Below are 19,484 nucleotides of genomic sequence, written 5' to 3'. Positions count from 1 at the left end.
TGTAGGGTTGACTCGGTGTGCCCTTCGGGGATCAGTCGACCAGGAGCCTGCAGGGCTCCACAACCGCCTGCGGCCGCGCCCCATCTACAATAACGGTCGCCCCGCCGAAACGGTGCGATGGAACAGTTTTTGACCATTGCTGAACGCCCACTTCCAGCCTTTTGCGTCCGGGTCGAATGCCAGGTAGAGAATTCAAACTGATGAGTAAGGGCTGCCGAGTGTGTCATAACCGTACCTGCAACTGTGTTCTTGCTAGGAGGTTAGATCACCGGTGGCCCTTCATAGCATCTACAAGGTGATGCGACCCCGGGAGCAGATATTTCTCCATTCGCGAACGGCATTGCCTGAACCGAACAGGATTACGTCTTAGGAGGGGCTTTGGCCGCGACCTGTGCACTGCATCTGTCTTACCAGGTGCTGCCGGAGCTGCGCCTGACGTTCACAACCCGGGCTGGATATAACCAAGCCTGATATTGCTGTCTCGTAGAAGTGCTGTTCGAGACAGGGGCGCCCGCAATACCGACAGGCGTTAAAAGCGGCTTGCCAAATAATCGTAAGCGCCTGTTGTAGCAGGGAATTCAGCTGCGATTTTTCTCCACTCGTGGTACCAGCACCATCCTCCCAATAAGACCAGTCGTCCCGCAAGCCCCGTATTCCGGGGCTGGCATCATGCCGGTCGGATAACTGGTTCTAACTGCTCTCGACCAATGATCCTACTTTTGATGACAACGGGGCTTCGCAGTGCCGCTCTGCAGAGACAGCAGCCAGAACCCGACGGAGCCCGTTAGTAATTGGATGTGAGGAGTTTGGCTCCTGCCGCCTAAAAAAATAACAAGCTCCGACAGGAGGTTTACATGACTTTCAATGCTAACGAATTCAATGCCGGCGAAGTGATCGAGCAGGACCGCAATCACGTCTGGCACCATATCACCCAGCACAAGCCGTTCGAGCAGAACGACCCGCTGGTGATCGTCAAAGGCGAGGGGATGCGGGTCTGGGATGCCAAGGGCAACGAATACCTGGATGCGGTCTCCGGCGCGGTCTGGACCGTCAATGTCGGCTATGGCCGCACCGAGATTGCCGATGCGGTGCGCGACCAGCTGGTCACCATGAACTACTTCGCCCAGACCGCCGGCAACGTGCCGGCGGCGCAGTTCGCCGAGAAGCTGCTGGACAAGATGCCGGGTATGAGCCGCGTCTATTACTCCAACTCCGGTTCAGAAGCCAACGAGAAGGCGTTCAAGATCGTCCGTCAGATCGCCGAGAAGAAATACGGCGGCAAGAAGTACAAGGTGCTGTATCGCGAGCGCGACTATCACGGCACCACCATCACGGCGCTGAGCGCCACCGGTCAGTTCGAACGCAAGAACCAGTACGGCCCGTTCACGCCGGGCTTCGTCGAAGTACCGCACTGCTGCGAATACCGTGCCCAGCCGGAAGCCGATCTGGACAATTACGGCGTCTGGGCGGCCGATCAGATCGAGAAGGTGATCCTGGCTGAGGGGCCGGACACTGTCGGCGCCCTCTGCCTGGAGCCGATCACCGCCGGCGGCGGGGTGATCGAGCCGCCGCAGGGCTACTGGCAGCGGGTGCAGGAGATCTGCAAGAAGTACGACGTGCTGCTGCATATCGACGAAGTGGTCTGCGGCCTGGGCCGTACCGGCAAGTGGTTCGGCTACCAGCACTACGGCATCCAGCCGGACATCGTCACCATGGCGAAAGGGGTTGCCTCCGGTTATGCGGCGATCTCCTGTACCGTGACCACCGAGGCGGTGTTCGAGGCCTTCAAAGAGGACGATGACGCACGCATGGGCTACTTCCGCGACATCTCCACCTTCGGCGGCTGCACCGCGGGCCCGGCGGCGGCGCTGGTTAACATGCAGATCATCGAGGATGAGAAACTGCTGGACAATGTGGCGCTGCAGGGCGAATACCTGCGCGGCCGGCTGAACCAGCTGATGGAGAAGTACGACGTGATCGGCGACGTGCGTGGCAAGGGGCTGTTTGCCGGTTTCGAGCTGGTGAAAGACCGTACCACTAAGGAGCCGGTCGACGAGAGTCTGCCGATCGCCATCGGCGCCCACTGCATGAAGAACGGCGTGATTATCGGGCGTACCAACCGTTCGTTCCGCGAGTTCAACAACACTATCTGCCTGAGCCCGGCGCTGATCGCCAGCCGCGAGGAGATCGACTGCATCGTCGATGCGCTCGACAACGCGCTGGCGGAGCTGGCGCCCAACTGAGTTCTGTTGCAAGCCTGACAGGCACTCTGGCGGCAGCAGGGACGGCTGCCGCATTGCTCAAAGCCGTTTGGTCTGACAAAGATTACGGACAGCCGCGACAACGATCGCGGCTTTTTTTGATTCATCGCGGGTTAGAGGGAAACATCGGCATCATATGTACAAGCGCGCGTGGGCACATAATACGAGCCCACCCTGCAAGGCTACCGAGACCGCTCTTCGTGGCAGCCCGCTCCGAGGGCGACACTTTCGAACCCCACAAACCTTGTCGTGATCGGTAGCCAAGAGGCATGCCGAGCCCGCTGCTGTCGAGCCCGCTGCTGCCGGGGCCGTACTCGGCATGCTTGGAGTCGACGTAGACAGGGCCGCCCGACCAAGGGGGGCCTGGCGGCAAGTTTATGACTGTCATGGAGGATTCCCTCTAAAGCGCGAAGAACCTTTTTTTATGGTTAGTGCCGTTTTTAATGTTAATTTTGTTCAAAATTGCGGGTGCGGGACCCCGGCAGTGGCTACCTATACTCAAGTCAGGGGTAGGGAGGCTGCCGAAGTAGTAGTAGGGGCGAGCCGGTATCACCAGCCGCCTCGGTTAAGCGAAATAACTATAATAAGGCATGGCTATGTTTCAACTCTTCCACTTGTCGCAGGACAAGGGTACCAGTCTGCAGCAGCAGTTGCGTGAGCAGATTGCTGCTGCGATTCTCAACGGCAATATCCCGCAGGATGCACCGTTGCCATCGAGCCGTAAACTGGCAAAACAGCTCAACGTGGCACGAAATACGGTGGTGCTGGCGTATGAGCATCTGCTCGATGACGGTTACCTGATCGCCCGAGAGCGCAGTGGCTATTATGTCAATCCGGATATCCTGGCCGGCAAGGTGGCGCTGGAAACCCCCCAGCCCGCCAGTGAGGCTGGCCTGCACCGGCCGGACTGGGATTACCGGATGAAAAGCCGGCCCTCCCAGCAGGCCAATATGGTCAAGCCGCGTGACTGGCAGAAATATACCTATCCCTTTATCTACGGCCAGTTCGATCCCTCGCTGTTTCCGACCAACAACTGGCGCGAATGCTGCCGCGATGCGGTAAGTGTGCCGGCGATCCGTGACTGGGCGTCCGACCGTTTCGATAATGACGACCCGCTGCTGATCGAGCAGATCCGTACCCGCTTGCTGCCACGACGGGGCGTCTGGGCGTCGGCGGACCAGATCCTGGTGACCGTTGGCGCCCAGCAGTCGCTCTATATGATGGCCCAGCTGCTGCTGGATCAGGACAGCCTGATCGGCCTGGAGGAACCGGGCTACGTCGATATCCGCAATATTGCCTCGATCCGGCCGTCGAGTGTCCGTCCGATCGAAGTGGACGACGACGGCATGGTCGTCGACGCGCGGTTGGACGATTGCGATCTGGTGTATACGACGCCGAGTCACCAGTGCCCGACCACCGTGACCATGCCGATCGAGCGACGTTACGAGTTGCTCAAGCGTGCCGACGAGCATGATTTCATCATTATCGAAGACGACTACGAGAGTGAAACCAACTTCAAGTCCAACCCGATTCCGGCGTTGAAGAGTCTCGATAAGAACGAACGGGTACTCTATATCGGCAGCCTGTCTAAAACCCTGGCGCCGGGGCTGCGGCTCGGCTATATGGTCGGCCCGACGGAGTTTATCCGCGAGGCGAGGGCGCTGCGCCGGCTGATGGTGCGTCACCCCGCCGCCAACAACCAGCGTTCGGTGGCGCTGTTCCTGGAGCGTGGTTACCACGACGCGTTGATCATGAACATCATGCGTTGTTACGAAGCACGCTGGCATGCGATGGACGAGGCGCTGAATACCCATCTGCCGGAGTCGCACAAGCAGCCGTCCTTCGGTGGCTCCTGCTACTGGGTGCAGGGGCCGGAAGGCCTGGATGCCCGTGAATTGCAAAAACGGGCGATGGAGCGTGACATCCTGATCGAACCCGGTGACATCCACTTCCTGCGTCAGCCGCCGCCGCTCAACTATTTCCGGCTCGGTTACTCGTCGATCTCCACCGACCGGATCGAACCCGGTATCCGTCTGCTGGCGGAACTGATCCACGAGATGGTTTAAGCGCGGCTGTAGGGTGTACTTCAGTGCACCACCGCCGTAGGCGGCTTGGAGCCCTTTGGGCTCCTGGTCGGCTAAAGCCAACCCTACAACACAACCGCAGATTCCGGCTGTAGGGTGTACTCGGTGTGCCCTTTGGGTATTAGTACACCACCGCCGTAGGCGGTTATATCCGATCTGATTCCCGGTGGGCTTATTTTCGATGTCAAAAAGCCACCTCAGAGGCTGCAATAGTTTCTGAGGTTGTTTTTTAATCTATTGAAATACAAAAGAAATAGCTCTCAATTCGGGCTGGCCCAATGCTGGCTTAACAGCTCCCCCGTATCTGGTCCTACTCCCAATTCCGCCCCCCTCCTAATCTTGATCTCACGTTAACCGGGCAGCTTGGCAATACCGTCGGCACCTGGTTGAACCACCCGCAATAACAATTAGAAGGGAGTGGCGACATGTTGATCGGTGTCCCGAAAGAGATCAAAAACCACGAGTATCGCGTCGGAATGGTGCCTGCCAGCGTGCAGGAGCTGACCAGCCGTGGTCACCAGGTGGTTGTGGAAACCAACGCCGGTGAAGGTATCGGCTTCAGCGACGACGACTACCGGGCGGCCGGCGCGTCTATCGCCGCCAGCGCCGAAGCGGTGTTCGCCGAAGCGGAGATGATCGTCAAGGTGAAGGAGCCGCAGGCGGTGGAGCGCAAGATGCTGCGTCCGGGCCAGCTGCTGTTCACCTACCTGCACCTGGCGCCGGACCCGGAGCAGACCCACGACCTGATCGCCAGCGGTGCCACCTGCATCGCCTATGAAACCGTCACTTCCGACAAGGGCGGCCTGCCGTTGCTGGCGCCGATGTCCGAGGTTGCCGGGCGGATGTCGATCCAGGCCGGTGCCGCCTGCCTGGAGAAATCCAAGCAGGGCCGCGGTGTACTGCTGGGCGGTGTGCCCGGCGTCGAGCCGGCCAAGGTGGTGATCATCGGTGGCGGTGTGGTCGGCAGTAATGCCGCCCGTATGGCGGTCGGCATGGGCGCCCAGGTGGTGGTGCTGGACCGCTCGGTCGACGTGCTGCGCCGACTGGTCGCCGAATTCGGCACCAGCATCCAGACCGTCTACTCCAGCAAGGCCTCGCTGGAAGCCCACGTACTTTCCGCCGACCTGGTGATCGGCGGGGTGCTGATCCCCGGTGCCGCGGCGCCGAAGCTGGTCACCGCCGAGATGGTCAAGCAGATGAAACCGGGTGCGGTGGTGGTCGACGTGGCGATCGACCAGGGTGGTTGCTTCGAGACCTCCCGCGCGACCACGCACCAGGAACCCACTTATATCGTTGACGACGTGGTGCACTACTGCGTTGCCAACATGCCGGGCGGTGTTGCCCGTACCTCCACGCTGGCCCTGAACAACGCCACGCTGCCGCACATTCTGGCACTGGCCGACCTCGGTTGGCAGGAAGCGATCCGTCGTGACAAGCATCTGGCCAACGGCCTGAACGTGCACAACGGTCAGATCACCTGCGCGGAAGTCGCAGAAGCCCTGGGCCTCGAGTACGCACCGTACAACGCCTGATTAAATCCAACACACTCTGTGGCGACAGTTGTCTCGCTGTCGCCCAATACAATAAGAAGGAATACGAATATGGCACGTATGACTCCAAGTGAAGCGATGGTGGAAACCCTCGTCGCCAATGGTGTAACCGAAGTCTTCGGCATCATGGGCTCCGCGTTCATGGATGCGATGGATATCTTCGCTCCGGCCGGTATCCGGCTGATCCCGGTAGTGCACGAGCAGGGCGCCGGTCACATGGCGGATGGTTTCGCACGCGTTTCGGGTCGTCACGGTGTTTGTATCGCTCAGAACGGTCCGGGTATCACCAACTTCGTAACCGCTATCGCAGCGGCCTACTGGGCACACTCGCCGGTGGTCTGCATCACCCCGGAAACCGGTACCAACTCCCAGGGCCTGGGTGGTTTCCAGGAAGCTCAGCAGCTGCCGTTCTTCGAAACAATCACCAAGTACCAGGTAAGCGTGGTCAACAACAGCCGTATGGCCGAGCTGACCGCCCGCTGCTTCGACCGCGCAATGCTGGAGAACGGCCCGACTCAGCTGAATATCCCGCGTGATCTGTTCTACGGCGATATCGACTGCGAAATCCCGCAGCCGATCCGTATCGAGCGCTCCGCCGGTGGCGAACAGGCGCTGAACGAAGCGGCCGAACTGCTGGCCAACGCCGAGTTCCCGGTGATGATCTCCGGCGGCGGTGTGGTGCTGGGCGATGCCTGGGAAGAAGCGATCGCACTGTCCGACGCGCTGGGCCTGCCGGTGGTAAACAGCTACCTGCATAACGACTCCTTCCCGGCGTCTCACCCGATGTGGTGTGGTCCGCTGGGTTACCAGGGCTCCAAGGCCGGTATGAAACTGATGGCCAAAGCCGACGTGGTGCTGGCGCTGGGCACCCGTCTGGGGCCGTTCGGCACCCTGCCGCAGCACGGCCTGGACTACTGGCCGAAGAACGCCAAGATCATCCAGGTCGATTGCGATCCGAAGATGCTGGGCCTGGTTAAGAAGATCGACGTGGGCATCTGCGGCGATGCGAAAGCCGCTGCCAAGGCGCTGTTGGCCCGACTGGCAGAAAAGTCGCCGAAGTGCCTGGAAAACCGTGCTGAGCGTGAAGCAACCATCGCCGCAGAGAAAGCGGCCTGGGAAGCGGAGCTGGACGACTGGATCCACGAGAAGGACGAATACTCAATGGATATGATCGCCGAGCAGCAAGCGGAAGAGGGCAACTGGCTGCATCCGCGTCAGGTGCTGCGCGAGCTTGAAAAAGCGATGCCGGCCGACGTGATGGTGTCCACCGATATCGGCAACATCAACTCCGTCTCCAACAGCTACCTGCGCTTCGAGCGTCCGCGCTCCTTCTTCGCGGCGATGTCGTTCGGTAACTGCGGTTACGCGCTGCCGACCATGATCGGTGCCAAAGTGGCTGCGCCGGATCGTCCGGGCATCTCCTACGCCGGTGACGGCGCCTGGGGTATGTCGATGATGGAGATCATGACCTGCGTACGCGAGAACATCCCGGTCACCTCCGTGGTATTCCACAACCGTCAGTGGGGTGCCGAGAAGAAGAACCAGGTCGACTTCTACAACCGCCGCTTCGTAGCCGGTGAGCTGGAGAACCCGAGCTTCGCCGCCATCGCCCGCTCCATGGGCGCCGAGGGTGTCACCGTCGACAAGCTGGAAGACGTGGGCCCGACGCTGCAGGAAGCGATCCGCAAGCAGATGGAAGAGGGCAAGACCACCGTTATCGAGATCATGTGTACTCGTGAGCTGGGCGACCCGTTCCGCCGCGACGCACTGTCCAAGCCGGTGCGCCACCTGGAGAAATACAAGGACTACGTGTAAGTCCGGATGCTGTAACCGGCATCGAAAAACCGGAGGCCTGCGGGCCTTCGGTTTTATCTTTCCCGCCTGCTTTTTTAACGCAGAGCCGGCCGGAAAGCTAAAAACGCATTGCGGAAGAGGATCGGGCGATGTTTGCAGGTATGGATAGCACGATGCTGGCGATCACCGCGCTGGTGGTGTTCATGGCGGCGATTATCCGCGGTTACGCCGGCTTCGGCTTTGCCGCGATGGCGGTGGCCGGCTTGTCGATCTTCCTGCCACCCACCTCGGTGGTGCCGGCGGTGCTGCTGGCCGAGATCGGCGCCGGGCTGACCCTGCTGCCGAGCGTCTGGCGCCAGACCGACTGGTTCCAGCTGCGCTGGATTTTGTTCGGCGCCTTGATCGCCACACCGCTCGGCCTGGCGCTGCTGGCCAGCCTGTCCAGCTTCACCATGCGGCTGGTGATCTCGTCGGTGATCATGCTGGCGGCGGCGTTGATCTGGCTGGGTGTGCGGATTCGCAACGGCGGCCAGCGGCGCTCGATCTTCAGCGCCGGCATCGTCTCCGGGCTGGCCAACGGCTCGGCCGGGATCGGTGGCATGCCGCTGGTGGTGTTCTTCCTCTCCAAAGATGAGGAGACCGGCCGGGCGCGCGCCACGGTGATCACCTATGCGCTGCTGCTGGATATCTATACCTGCACGCTGGCGGCGGGCGAGGGGCTGATTACCGGTGAGGTACTGGAACTGGCGTTTTTGATTTTGCTGCCGGTCGGGTTGGGTACCTTGGTCGGCAGTCTGCAGTTCGCCCGCCGGCCGCCGGAATCCTTCCGTAAGTTCACCCTGGCGCTGCTGATGCTGATCTCCGGCGGCGGGATGTTCCGGGCGCTGAATCAGCCCTGAGCGGTTTACCAATAACAACAATAACGCTTGCCAACGCCTTCCGCTTGGCGCCGGGCATCGATAAAAGGAACCTGTGATGAAGGCTCTGAACAATATTTTCAAACGTGCCAGCGAAGACCCGCGCCGGGTGGTGCTGGCCGAGGGTGAAGATCCGCGTATCCTCGAGGCCGCCGTGATCGCGACCGAGCGCGGCATCGCTAAGCTGACCCTGCTGGGCAACGTCGCCACCATCCAGGCGACAGCCGCGCAGCAGGGGCTGGATCTGACCGGCGTTGCGCTGCTGGACCCCGCCGACTCCGCTGACGCGGCGCGTTACGCCGAACAGCTCTACCAGCTGCGCCAGGCAAAAGGGATGACCCCGGAAAAAGCCGCCCAGCTGATGCAGGACCCGCTGCACTATGCCCAGATGATGGTGCACCTGGACGACGCCGACGGTTCCGTCTGTGGCGCGGTCTATACCACCGGCGATACGGTGCGGGCGGCGATTCAGATTATCGGCATGGCGGATGACGCCAGCATGGTATCGAGCTTCTTCCTGATGATGCTGTGCGAGCCGTTCCATGAACTGAAAGGGGGCGTGATCTTCTCCGACTGCGGCCTGGTGATCGATCCGGATAAAGAGCAGCTGGCGCAGATCGCCCTGTCCGCGGCCAACAGCGCCCGCACGCTGCTCGATGAAGAGCCGCGCGTGGCGATGCTGTCGTTCTCCACCAGTGGCAGTGCCCGTCATTCGGCGGTGGATAAAGTGGTGGCGGCGACCGAGATCGTCAAACAGCAATGCCCGGGTCTGGCGATCGACGGCGACGTTCAGCTCGATGCTGCCATCGTCGCGGAGATCGCCGAACGTAAGGTCGCCCAGTCGCAAACCGGTGGCCGGGCCAACGTACTGGTGTTCCCGAACCTGGAAGCCGGCAACATCGGCTACAAACTGGCCGAGCGGATCGGCAAGGCGGACGCCATCGGCCCGATCCTGCAGGGGCTGAAAAAACCGGCCAACGACCTGTCCCGAGGTTGCAGCGCCAACGATGTGGTGAACGTCATCGCCATCACCGTGGTACAGGCCCAGACGCTTTAATTCCTTTTCTATAAGTACGTTTTTGAGCCGTTACCGCTGCGGTAACGGCTCATACGACTGAATTGTAGGGCTGGCTCCGGCCGGGCAGGTTCAGCCGACCAGGTGCCCGCAGGGCTCCAACTCTCCCTCATCGCGCCAGCCCTACCTCATACGCAAAATAACCAAAACTCCCTCTTTGGTACTACGCCGAAAAAAACACTGGCTCTAAGCGCTTTCGCCAATCCCCCGTTTAATGGATGGAACAACAAAAACAACGGTAGTAAGAGGGGGAGTAGCCCATGGCCTTGGAACGTTACGGCTTTATCGTCAAATCGGCCGATCTCGAATTCCTGAAACACCACGCCCGCCTGAAAAGCGACGCTTTCGATATGTCGATCTCCGGCGTCAGCAATGTTGAAGAAGCGATGCTGGTGGCCCAGGAGATGATCACCAAGGGTATCCAACTGATCGAACTCTGCGGTGGTTTCCTGCCGGAAGACGCCCAGCGGGTGCGCGATGCGATCAACGACCATATCCCGGTCGGCGTTGTGCAGTACAGCGACGAGGAACGTGCCCGCCTGAAGCGCGAACTGGCCTGAGAGGTGATGTCATGACTGCAACCCGGAAAATCATCATCGCGGATGGATCGCCGCTCTACCGGCAGGGTTGCCGAATCGCCGCAGAACTGTCCGATCTCGATGTCGAGCTGCTCAGCTGCGACAGCCTGGTGGATGTGCTGCTGCAGCTGTCGTGCCAGTCCAAAGTGCAGCTGCTGGTGATCGACGCCAACCTGCCGGGGCTGGCCAACTTCGCCGCGCTCAAGTCGATCGGTCGCGAATACGGCGTCGGCGTGCTGTTGATGACCAACAACAATGATCCGGCCTTCGCCCGGCGGGCGTTCTTCAACGGCGCCCACGGCGTGATCGGCAAGGATGCTGCGCTGGAGACCCTCGCCGAGGCGATGCAGCGGGTGTTGGCTGGTGGTTTCTGGCGCCCGGTAGCGGACCCAGGCGTCGAGCTTCGTCAGCGCGAACGGGTCTATTTCAGCTATCTGCTGCGCCGGCTCTCCGAACAGGAGAAGAATGTGCTGAACTTAGTAAAGGACGGCTTGCGGAATAAGCAGATCGCGCAGCGGATGTGCCTTACCGAACATACGGTCAAATCCCATATGTCCAGCATCCTGCGCAAGCTGAATGTTGAGAACCGGACCCGGCTGGTGATGGCGGTCCAGCAACTGCCGGGGATGGACCAGGAACAATTGAGCGCCTGATGAGGGCGCCAGCACCGATGGGGGGTGTGATATGTCTACTGCATTCAAAGTTTCAGACCTCGCGGTACAGCAGAACCGCCGCTACGCCCGGGCCTGCGCCGAAGGCCTGGCCGCCATCCGGCGCCAGCGGCCGCGCATCCAGTGCATCACCAACACCGCGGCGATGGATTTCACTTCGGAGGTACTGCTGGCGGTCGGCGCCAGGCCGTCGCTGACCCTGGGGCTGGAGGAGATCCAGGAGTTCGTCGCCAGCGCCAACAGCCTGAGCGTCAATATCGGCACGCTGGATGCCAGCCGCAGAGCGGCGATCCGCCCGGCGATCGAAACCGCACTGGATTACCAGAAGCCCTGGGTATTGGACCCGGTGTCGGTGTACGCCTCGGAACAGCGCTGCAACTACGCCCGTGAATTGATGGAGCTGCGCCCGTCGGTGATCCGCGGCAACAGCGCCGAGATTCGCGCACTGGCGGGAACCGACGAGCCCGACGCCGCCTGGAAGCTGGCCCAGCGTACCGGCGCGGTAGTCGCCCAGACCGGCCAGGCGGATATCGTCACCGACGGCCGGCGCGCGCTGATGGTCGCCAACGGCAGCGAGATGCAGACCCACGTCTCCGGCATGGGCTGCGCGGAAACGGCGCTGGTCGCCGCCTTCCTGGCGATCGACCACGACGCCTTCGATGCCACCATGCAGGCGTTGCTGGCGATGGCGGTAGCCGGCGAGATCGCCGCCGAACGGGCCGCCGGCCCCGGCAGCCTGCATATGCATATGCTGGATACCCTATACAGCCTGAATGCCAGCGCGCTGGAGATGCACAGCCATATCGTCGCCTGCGAAGACGCCTCGATGGTCCGGTTGGGGCAGGGCGAGAAGCAGATGCAGTGGTAACCTCTGACCGGTTTCTTCTGCAATGAAGAAACCGGCCATTTAGGCGTATCGCCAGTCGGCGGGAGCGATGTAAACCCCCGTAGGGCCGCATCTGGGCGGCCAAGCGGCTAATACGGAAAGTCGGGCCGACTCGGTGTGCCCTTCGGGGATCAGTCGGCCAGCAGTCCGCAGAACTCCAAAACCGACAGCGGCAGTAGCGTAGGGTTGGCTTCAGCCGACCAGGAGCCCGTAGGGCTCCAAGATAGGTTTCCCACGGGAGAAACTACAAGGTCATTCCATTTGCAACAGAATTTTGCCTTAACCGAGCAGCATTCGGCATTCCAGCCGCTTTTTACTTCTGCCATCTCGTTTCTGCCGATTTCCACCACCGTCCCCGTTGCAATCCCCGCTCGACAGATTTTCTTCATTTCCCAGCTACCCTCATTACCGATCAGGTAATACCCGGAGTACAACTTGGAATCCGCTCCGGTTATGGCCAAAAATTTTGATTCAGCAAAATAATTATTTGATTTAACAAAGCTTTTCTTCAGTCGCCTAACAAAAAATTGACTATATTTGCTGTCCTGTGCAGTCGTTAGGCTCGTCCGTTTCTTGAAGTCATAAAGCCCTATACCAATTAAGCTGTTTGAAGAGGTTTAGCATGTCCACTCCCAACAAGGACGTTATCGTCGTCGATTCCTCCGTTGCCGACTGGCAGAGCCTGCTGGACGGTGTCGCTGAAACTACTGAAGTGATCGTTCTGGATGCTGGGCGCGACGGCCTTGCCCAGATCGCCGAAGCACTCGCCGACCGATCCGATATCGATGCGCTCCATATCGTCTCCCACGGTAGTGCCGGACTGCTGCAGCTGGGCAATGCCCGGGTGGATAGTGCTTCCCTCGACGGCTATGGCGACGAGCTGGCCACTATCGGCAACGCGCTGGCCGAGCAGGGCGATATCCTGTTGTATGGCTGCAACGTGGCGGCGGGTGCAGACGGTCAGGCATTTGTTGCGGCGTTGGCCGAGCGGACCGGCGCAGATGTCGCGGCGTCCGATGATCTCACCGGCTCGGAGCGGCTGGGCGGAGACTGGATGCTGGAACACCAGGTGGGCGATATCGCGACAGACAAGGTGCTAGCTTCTCAAGCTGACCTGTTGCTGGCGTCCACCGTGTTCGATTTCTCGGATGCCACTAAAGATGGCGATTTTGTCAATCAGACGGTTGCTGGCGTAGAACTGACCATTACGTCTGATGCAACGTCAGGGAACTCTAGTTACAATGTTATTAATGATTTCGGTGGCGCCGCGGGTACCTCGGGTAACGCTTTCTGGACGTACTCTAAAAGCGTCAATACCGCTACTATTTCTTTCGATAGCGCGGTGACGGTGAACAGCCTGCAGGTAGTTTCGAGTGAAACGAGCCAGTGGACCTTTTCGGTATCGGGTGCCTCCGATATCACAGCCCAGGTTGGTTTTACGGACACAGCGGTCAACCTTAGCGCTTTTGGCAATGTCAATGAGATCACCATCACAACAGACGAAGGCGATGGTACTGACTTTGCAATTGATACCATCAACTTTACCGCTCCAGCCGGCCCTTCTGTCACCGACGGCAATCTCTCCATTACCTCGTCGGGATCGGGTACCGGCGGCGCCTACAAGATCGGCGATACCGTTACCGTCCAATGGGACAACAGCGCCAGTGGCGATAACAACTCAGGCATTACCGGCGTCACCGCCGATTTCTCCGCCTTCGGTGGTGGCGCGGCTGTTGCAGCTTCAAATAGCGGCGATATCTGGACCGCCTCCTACCTCCTCACCAGCGGCACGATAGATGGCAGCAACCTGAACGTCTCGATCAGCGCCACTGACGGCAACGGCACTACCACAACCGCCGATTCCAGCAATCTGACGGCGGATAACCAGGCACCCACCGTCACCGATGGCAACCTGAGTATCTCTGGTGCCAGCGGTACCAGCGGTGCCTATAAAGTCGGCGATACCGTGACCGCCACCTGGAACAATACCGGCGCTGGCGACAACAACAGCGATACCATCACTGGCGTGACCTTCGACTTCTCGGCGTTCGGCGGCGGTTCAGCGGTAGCCGCCAGCAACAGCAGCGGCACCTGGACAGCAACCTATACCATCACCGAAGGGGCGATTGATGGCACCAGCCTGAACGTTTCCGCCACCGCCACCGATAATGCCGGCAATACCACCACCACCGCCGACAGCAGTAATGCCACGGTAGACAGCCAGTCGCCGACGGTCACCGATGGCAATATCAGCATTACCAGCAGCGGCTCGGGGAGCGATGGCGCCTATATTATCGGCGATACCGTCACGGCCACCTGGACCGATACCGGCGGCGATGCCAATAGCGACACCATTGCCGGCGTGACGGTCGATTTTAGCCAGTTCGGCGGCGGTTCTGCAGTCGCCGCCAGTGAAAGCGGGGGCGTCTGGACGGCCAGCTACACCCTCACCAGCGGCTCGGTTGATACCAACAACCGAAATGTGGCTGTCACAGCCACCGATAACGCCGGCAACACCACCACCACCGCAGATACCTCTAACCTGACAGTCGATAACCAGGCACCGTCCGCGCCCTCGACACCGGATCTGGCGGCTGGCTCGGATAGCGGCGATTCGACTACCGACGATCTCACCAACGATACCACCCCCACCTTTACCGGTACGGCGGAGGCGGGCGCAACGGTGACCCTGTACGACACCGACGGAACCACGGTACTGGGCATGACTACAGCCACCGGTGGTAACTGGAGCATCACCTCCAGCGCACTGACCGCCGGCAACCATACGGTAACCGCGAAAGCCCAGGATGCCGCCGGCAATATATCGTCGGCCTCGTCAGGCTTGACGATCAACGTGGATACCAGCGGTCCGGCGGTCAGCTCGGTCAACGTGCCGAGTGATGCGACCTATAAAGCCGGTGATACGCTGGATTTCACCGTCAACTTCGATGGCAACATCAGCGCCACCGGCACCGACTCGACACTGGCGCTCACCATCGGCAGCGAGTCCGTGACGGCAGACTACCTGTCCAAAACGGCGACCAGCATCACCTACCGCTATACGGTTCAGGCCAACGATCTCGATGCGGACGGTATCGCGGTCGGTGCATTGACGCTCAATAACAGCAGTATCACCGACAGCAGCGGCAACAGCGCCGACCTGACCCTGAACAGTGTGGGCAGTACGACGGCGGTGCTGGTCGATGGCGTACCGCCGGGCACGCCGGCCAGCAGTTCGCTGGCGGTGGATGAAAATTCGGCAAACAATACCGCGGTCGGCACGGTCAGCTCGACGGATGCGGTGGGTTTCACCCTGACCGACAATGCCGGCGGCCGCTTCAGCATCGATAACAGCGGCAACGTCACGGTGGCCAACGGCAGCCTGCTGGACCGGGAATCGGATGCCAGCCACCAGATCACCGTGCAGGCAACCGACTCGGCCGGCAATACCAGTTCGGATACGCTGACGGTGACCGTCAACAATGTGAATGAAGCGCCGACCGTTTCCTCCGCTCCCACCGTCGGTACCGCGCCGGTAACCGACTACACCTTTAGTGCAGCGGACTTCAATTTTAACGATGTGGATGGCGATGCCCTGCAGAGTATTGCCATTACCGCTATCGGCAGCGGCACGCTGAAGCTTGCCGGCAACGATATCAGTGGCAGCCTGCCGCAAACGGTCACCAAAGCCCAGCTCGACAACGGCGACCTAACGCTGACGCCGGATGGCAACGGCGATCAGACCTTAACGTACAGCGTATCGGATGGCAGCCTGTCGTCGTCATCGGCAACCATGACGGTGACTATCAACAATACTCCGGTGCTGGCGGATCTAGATGGCACGCCGACCTATTCCGAGGCAGCGGCAGCAGCGGTAACACTGGATACCGATGTCACGGTCAGCGATACGGAGATGGATGCTCAGAGCAGCGCCGGTGATTACAGCGGTGCCAGCCTGACCCTCAGCCGTAACGGCGGGGCAGACAGCCATGACAGCTTCGGCTTCGATACCGATGGTGCAGGTTTCACCATCAGTGACGGCAATCTGCAGAGTGGTAATCAAACCTTCGCTACCTTCACCAATAGCGGCGGTACCCTGACCATCACCTTCAATAGCATCGAAACAGCTGCCACCTCGGCATTGGTGGATGAGGTGTTGCAGCGCATCCAGTACAGCAACAACGATGATGCGCCCGAGGCCAGCGTACAACTGGATTACAGCTTCTCCGACGGCACCTCCGCGGCCAGCGGCAGTGTCTCGGTCAGCATCACCGCCGAAAACGATGCACCGGTGTTCAGCGGTCTGGATAACACACCGACCTTTACCGAAGATAGCAACGCCATCGTGCTGGATGCCAATGCCACGCTGGCCGATGCGGAGCTGGATGCCGCCGCTTCTGGCGATGGCAGTTATGACGGCGCTACCCTGACCATCGCCCGTAACGGCGGCGCCAATACTGAGGACCAGTTCAGCGCCTCCGGCACCCTGGGCGCGCTCACCGAGGGAGAGGCACTGACGGTCGGCGGCACCACCGTCGGCACCGTCACCACCAACAGCGCCGGCACCCTGCTGCTGACCTTCAATGCGTCTGCAACCTCCGCATTAGTGGACAGCGCCTTGCAGCAGATCGCCTACAGCAACAGCAGTGATATGCCGCCAGGGAGTGTGCAACTCGACTACAGGTTCAGTGACGGCAATAGCGCTGATCAAGGCAGTGGCGGTGCTAAAGAAGCCTCCGGTTCGGTAACGGTGGGGATCACTGCCACCAACGATCTGTCGGTTATCAGCAACCTCAACGGTGATAAGGTCAGCAACTACAAGGCCGGCAGTGGCGCGGTGCTGCTGGACAAGGGCGCTGATGCTGCAGTCGCCGACGCCGACGGCACCGGCTATAACTATGGCGCCGGCAATAATAGCGGCTCGCTGACCGTCAGTATCAGCAACGGCGGCGTGGATGCCGAGGATGTGCTGGCGATCAATGACGAAGGCACCGATGCGGGCCAGATTGGCCTTGATGGCACCAATGTCACCTATGGCAATGTCACCATCGGCAGCTTCAGTGGTGGGGCCGCCGGCAGCAATCTGGTGATTACCTTCAACGGTAACGCCGATGATGCGGCGGTCGGCGCGCTGCTGCAGAACATCAGCTACGAAAACACCAACACCAGCGCGCCGGACAAGACCGCCCGGACCTTCAGCTTCGTACTGGAAGATCAGCAGGGTGGCACCAGTCAGGCCGCCAGCACCACGCTGAGCTGGTATGTGCCGTCGAGCGGGGGTGGAAACACCGGCGGCGGTAGCACCACCAACGACACCGTCGACGGGGTGACGGTCAAGAAAAACACCACCACCAATACCGACGGCACCACCTCCAGTACCGTCACCATCGACCCGGTGGCCAATGATCGCCAGGAGGATACTGGCACCGACAACGGCGACAAGGCAGACATTCCGCTGCGCCAGGAGGATGATGGCAATGCGGCGCTGAAGGTGGCGATCCCGACCGGGGTGGGCATTACCGCCGAAGGCAATGACCAGGCCAAAACGGCCCAGGACAGTATTGCCGACCTGATCCGCTATATCGACGAAACCGCCGACGACAGCAGCGAAGCGGCCGACAAGGGCGATATGCTGCAGGGCGGTCAGCGCTTCCTGGAGACCCTGCAGGAGGGTAATCTTTGGGTCAACAAGCTGACGCTGACCACCAGCGGCAGTACCGCCCCGGACAGCCCGATCGTGGTCAGCGGCAACAGCCAGACCACCGGCAGCAGCGGCAGCGACAGCAGTCAGGCGGCGCTGGTGATCGACACCCGCAGTCTGCCGAGCGGCACCCTGCTGCAGCTGGAGGACGTCGAGTTTGCCGTGGTGGTGGGCGAGGGCACGGTCATCCGCGGCGGTAGCGGCTCGAACACGGTGTTCGCCGGCGCCGGCAGCCAGGATATCGTGCTGGGTGCCGATGATGATCAGCTCTACGGCGGCGCCGGCGACGATACCGTCGGCTCCGAAGGTGGCGACGACCTGCTGTTCGGCGAGTCGGGCAACGACACCCTGTTCGGCGGCGACGGTGCCGATACCCTGCACGGCGGAGCCGACAGCGATACCGCCACCTACGACGGCAATATGGACGATTACGAGGTGGTGCAGGTCAACGGCGTGGTAACGGTCACTCGCAAGGACGACAGCAGCGACAGCGACACCCTGGTCAATATCGAGCAACTGACCTTCGCCGATGGCAGCTTCAACCCGGTCTACGGCAGCGAACTGCAGGCGGTCGCCACGCTGTACAGCCAGGTGCTCGGTCGCCAGGCGGACCTCGGCGGCTTCCAGTGGTGGACCCAGGACAGCGCCACCGGGCTGCCGCTGGGCGGTATCGCACTGGAGTTCCTGCGCTCGTCTGAGTACCAGGCAAGCAGCGGTGTCGACTTCGATAGCCTGAGCAGCGACGACCAGCTCGAGCAGCTCTACCTGGCGGTGCTGGGCCGTGAATCGGACACGGAGGGCAAGGCGTTCTGGCTGGGCGAACTGACCAACGGTTCCACCATCGAGCAGATCGCCGGCGCTTTTGTAACGTCGGTGGAATTGAGCGGCCAGTACCTGCAGGGCGAGCAGTGGGATTTCAGCATGTAGTGAATTGCTGAACCGTCAACGGCTAACGTGAAAAACAATGCCGGGCAGGTGTGAACTTGCCCGGCATTTTTCTTTTGGCCCAACCACTATTTGATCCGGCAAAACTTTTATTCGCTTAGCCAAAACTTTTCAGAATTAGCTCGGCTATCCTTGTCAGTTACTCGCTGTGCCCATCGCTTCAGGAGGGTGCTGGGGCAGCTTGTGTCAGATTGGCCGTTCGGCTTTTGACAGCATAAGGAGCATTATCAGGATGGATGCCACCATGGATGGAAAGGTTGTGCTTGATACCCGCAAATTGAAGGCCCGCCGCAAGCAGCTCGGCTATAGTCAGGAAGCTCTCTCCTACGAGTGCGAGAAAAAACGCCTGAAGGTTTCGCTGGCGACCCTCAAGCGAGCCGAAACGGGGAAGCCCGTGACCTATCGTACCGCGCGGGACCTGGCGGAATTCTTTTCGCTACCGCCAACGGAGCTGATGGCACCGAAGCGTGAGGCTTTTTCGCCGAACCGATATTGTCCGCCGATGTGGAATGAGGTTGAACGACGCGGTTGTCTGCCTTCCTATGCACAGCCGTCCGGGCAGTGCTGGAGCCAACAGAGCGCTTTTGACTATGCCCAGATACACGAAAATACAGTGGCTTATGTCGTGCCCGAACCTGATGGCAGCGAGAGTGAGCATGGCCATGCAGATAAACTATCTGAGCGCACACTGCGCCGAGCCGATCGGCTATGGCTTAGCGTAAATCCTCATGTATAGCCTGCCTGGTTTCTTAACCTGGATGTAAGTTCTGCCGTGAATCCCGCCAGGGCAGGTATGGGTGAGTAGTGCCGCATGGCGGGCTACATGGAACTAGAGAGCGCCCAGCGTCTGCTTTGGCTGTTGATCCGTCAGACATTTTTCCCGCTTATTTGATTTGCCAAAACTATTATTTGATTTGCCAAAATCCGCACCGGCTAGAATCGGTCTTAATAGGGTATCTGAGTGGTCCGGCGATCGTTGGATCGCTGGCCCTAACCGACTTCATCAGCCGCAGTGTATAGCT

The 19,484-nt window shown here is 60.4% G+C and carries 12 protein-coding genes; 11 read left to right on the top strand and 1 reads right to left on the bottom strand.

What is annotated here, in order from left to right; genetic code table 11:
- Nucleotides 1–854: 854 nt before the first annotated feature.
- The 9 genes from K6T12_RS01120 (at nucleotide 855) to thiM (ending at nucleotide 11,798) form a co-directional block, all read left to right on the top strand.
- Complete coding sequence (locus K6T12_RS01120) at nucleotides 855–2,243, top strand: aminotransferase family protein (protein WP_222218611.1); 1,389 nt, start codon at nucleotides 855–857, stop codon at nucleotides 2,241–2,243.
- Nucleotides 2,244–2,857: 614 nt separating this feature from the next.
- On the top strand, nucleotides 2,858–4,327 hold the full coding sequence (pdxR, locus tag K6T12_RS01115) for a MocR-like pyridoxine biosynthesis transcription factor PdxR (protein WP_222218610.1): 1,470 nt from the start codon (nucleotides 2,858–2,860) through the stop codon (nucleotides 4,325–4,327).
- A 443-nt stretch (nucleotides 4,328–4,770) separates the two neighbouring features.
- On the top strand, nucleotides 4,771–5,877 hold the full coding sequence (gene ald, locus K6T12_RS01110; protein WP_222218608.1) for an alanine dehydrogenase: 1,107 nt from the start codon (nucleotides 4,771–4,773) through the stop codon (nucleotides 5,875–5,877).
- 69 nt (nucleotides 5,878–5,946) lie between these two features.
- Entirely contained in the window at nucleotides 5,947–7,710 is a 1,764-nt protein-coding gene (gene xsc / locus K6T12_RS01105; RefSeq protein ID WP_222218606.1) for a sulfoacetaldehyde acetyltransferase, read from the top strand.
- Nucleotides 7,711–7,838: 128 nt separating this feature from the next.
- Nucleotides 7,839–8,588 carry a sulfite exporter TauE/SafE family protein gene (locus K6T12_RS01100; RefSeq protein WP_222218604.1) on the top strand — a complete coding sequence of 250 codons (750 nt, stop codon included), beginning with the start codon at nucleotides 7,839–7,841 and terminating at the stop codon, nucleotides 8,586–8,588.
- A gap of 76 nt (nucleotides 8,589–8,664) precedes the next feature.
- Nucleotides 8,665–9,663, top strand: coding sequence for a phosphate acetyltransferase (pta, locus tag K6T12_RS01095; RefSeq protein WP_222218602.1), 999 nt, complete (start codon nucleotides 8,665–8,667; stop codon nucleotides 9,661–9,663).
- Nucleotides 9,664–9,941: 278 nt separating this feature from the next.
- Complete coding sequence (locus K6T12_RS01090) at nucleotides 9,942–10,241, top strand: DUF6506 family protein (RefSeq protein ID WP_222218600.1); 300 nt, start codon at nucleotides 9,942–9,944, stop codon at nucleotides 10,239–10,241.
- 11 nt (nucleotides 10,242–10,252) lie between these two features.
- Nucleotides 10,253–10,912 (top strand): LuxR family transcriptional regulator, encoded by a 660-nt coding sequence (locus K6T12_RS01085; RefSeq protein ID WP_222218598.1) that lies wholly within the window; start codon nucleotides 10,253–10,255, stop codon nucleotides 10,910–10,912.
- Nucleotides 10,913–10,943: 31 nt separating this feature from the next.
- A complete protein-coding gene (gene thiM, locus K6T12_RS01080; protein WP_222218596.1) occupies nucleotides 10,944–11,798 on the top strand; it encodes a hydroxyethylthiazole kinase in 855 nt (284 codons plus the stop codon).
- Between the two features lie 149 nt (nucleotides 11,799–11,947).
- Here the strand turns inward: thiM and K6T12_RS01075 are convergent, their stop codons facing one another.
- Nucleotides 11,948–12,205, bottom strand: a complete 258-nt coding sequence (locus tag K6T12_RS01075) for a hypothetical protein (protein ID WP_222218594.1) — start codon at nucleotides 12,203–12,205, stop codon at nucleotides 11,948–11,950.
- 233 nt (nucleotides 12,206–12,438) lie between these two features.
- On the opposite strand from K6T12_RS01075, the gene K6T12_RS01070 reads away from it, so the two are divergent.
- Together K6T12_RS01070 and K6T12_RS01065 are read left to right on the top strand one after the other, a co-directional pair.
- The gene (locus K6T12_RS01070; RefSeq protein ID WP_222218592.1) at nucleotides 12,439–18,444 is read left to right on the top strand and encodes a DUF4347 domain-containing protein; all 6,006 of its coding nucleotides are present in this window, start codon (nucleotides 12,439–12,441) and stop codon (nucleotides 18,442–18,444) included.
- A gap of 250 nt (nucleotides 18,445–18,694) precedes the next feature.
- Entirely contained in the window at nucleotides 18,695–19,198 is a 504-nt protein-coding gene (locus K6T12_RS01065; protein WP_222218590.1) for a helix-turn-helix domain-containing protein, read from the top strand.
- Nucleotides 19,199–19,484: the final 286 nt, after the last annotated feature.

The sequence above is a fragment of the Marinobacterium arenosum genome (assembly GCF_019795155.1).
Classification (GTDB): Bacteria; Pseudomonadota; Gammaproteobacteria; order Pseudomonadales; family Balneatricaceae; genus Marinobacterium_C; species Marinobacterium_C arenosum.
Note: the sequence above shows the minus strand (reverse complement) of the source record. Positions and strands in the feature narration are given on the sequence as shown.

Excerpts from the sequence above, each read along its gene's own strand:
- K6T12_RS01120 (WP_222218611.1), top strand. The coding sequence starts at position 855 with ATGACTTTCAATGCTAACGAATTCAATGCCGGCGAAGTGATCGAGCAG.
- pdxR (WP_222218610.1), top strand. The coding sequence starts at position 2,858 with ATGTTTCAACTCTTCCACTTGTCGCAGGACAAGGGTACCAGTCTGCAG.
- ald (WP_222218608.1), top strand. The coding sequence starts at position 4,771 with ATGTTGATCGGTGTCCCGAAAGAGATCAAAAACCACGAGTATCGCGTC.
- xsc (WP_222218606.1), top strand. The coding sequence starts at position 5,947 with ATGGCACGTATGACTCCAAGTGAAGCGATGGTGGAAACCCTCGTCGCC.
- K6T12_RS01100 (WP_222218604.1), top strand. The coding sequence starts at position 7,839 with ATGTTTGCAGGTATGGATAGCACGATGCTGGCGATCACCGCGCTGGTG.
- pta (WP_222218602.1), top strand. The coding sequence starts at position 8,665 with ATGAAGGCTCTGAACAATATTTTCAAACGTGCCAGCGAAGACCCGCGC.
- K6T12_RS01090 (WP_222218600.1), top strand. The coding sequence starts at position 9,942 with ATGGCCTTGGAACGTTACGGCTTTATCGTCAAATCGGCCGATCTCGAA.
- K6T12_RS01085 (WP_222218598.1), top strand. The coding sequence starts at position 10,253 with ATGACTGCAACCCGGAAAATCATCATCGCGGATGGATCGCCGCTCTAC.
- thiM (WP_222218596.1), top strand. The coding sequence starts at position 10,944 with ATGTCTACTGCATTCAAAGTTTCAGACCTCGCGGTACAGCAGAACCGC.
- K6T12_RS01075 (WP_222218594.1), bottom strand. The coding sequence starts at position 12,205 with ATGAAGAAAATCTGTCGAGCGGGGATTGCAACGGGGACGGTGGTGGAA.
- K6T12_RS01070 (WP_222218592.1), top strand. The coding sequence starts at position 12,439 with ATGTCCACTCCCAACAAGGACGTTATCGTCGTCGATTCCTCCGTTGCC.
- K6T12_RS01065 (WP_222218590.1), top strand. The coding sequence starts at position 18,695 with ATGGATGCCACCATGGATGGAAAGGTTGTGCTTGATACCCGCAAATTG.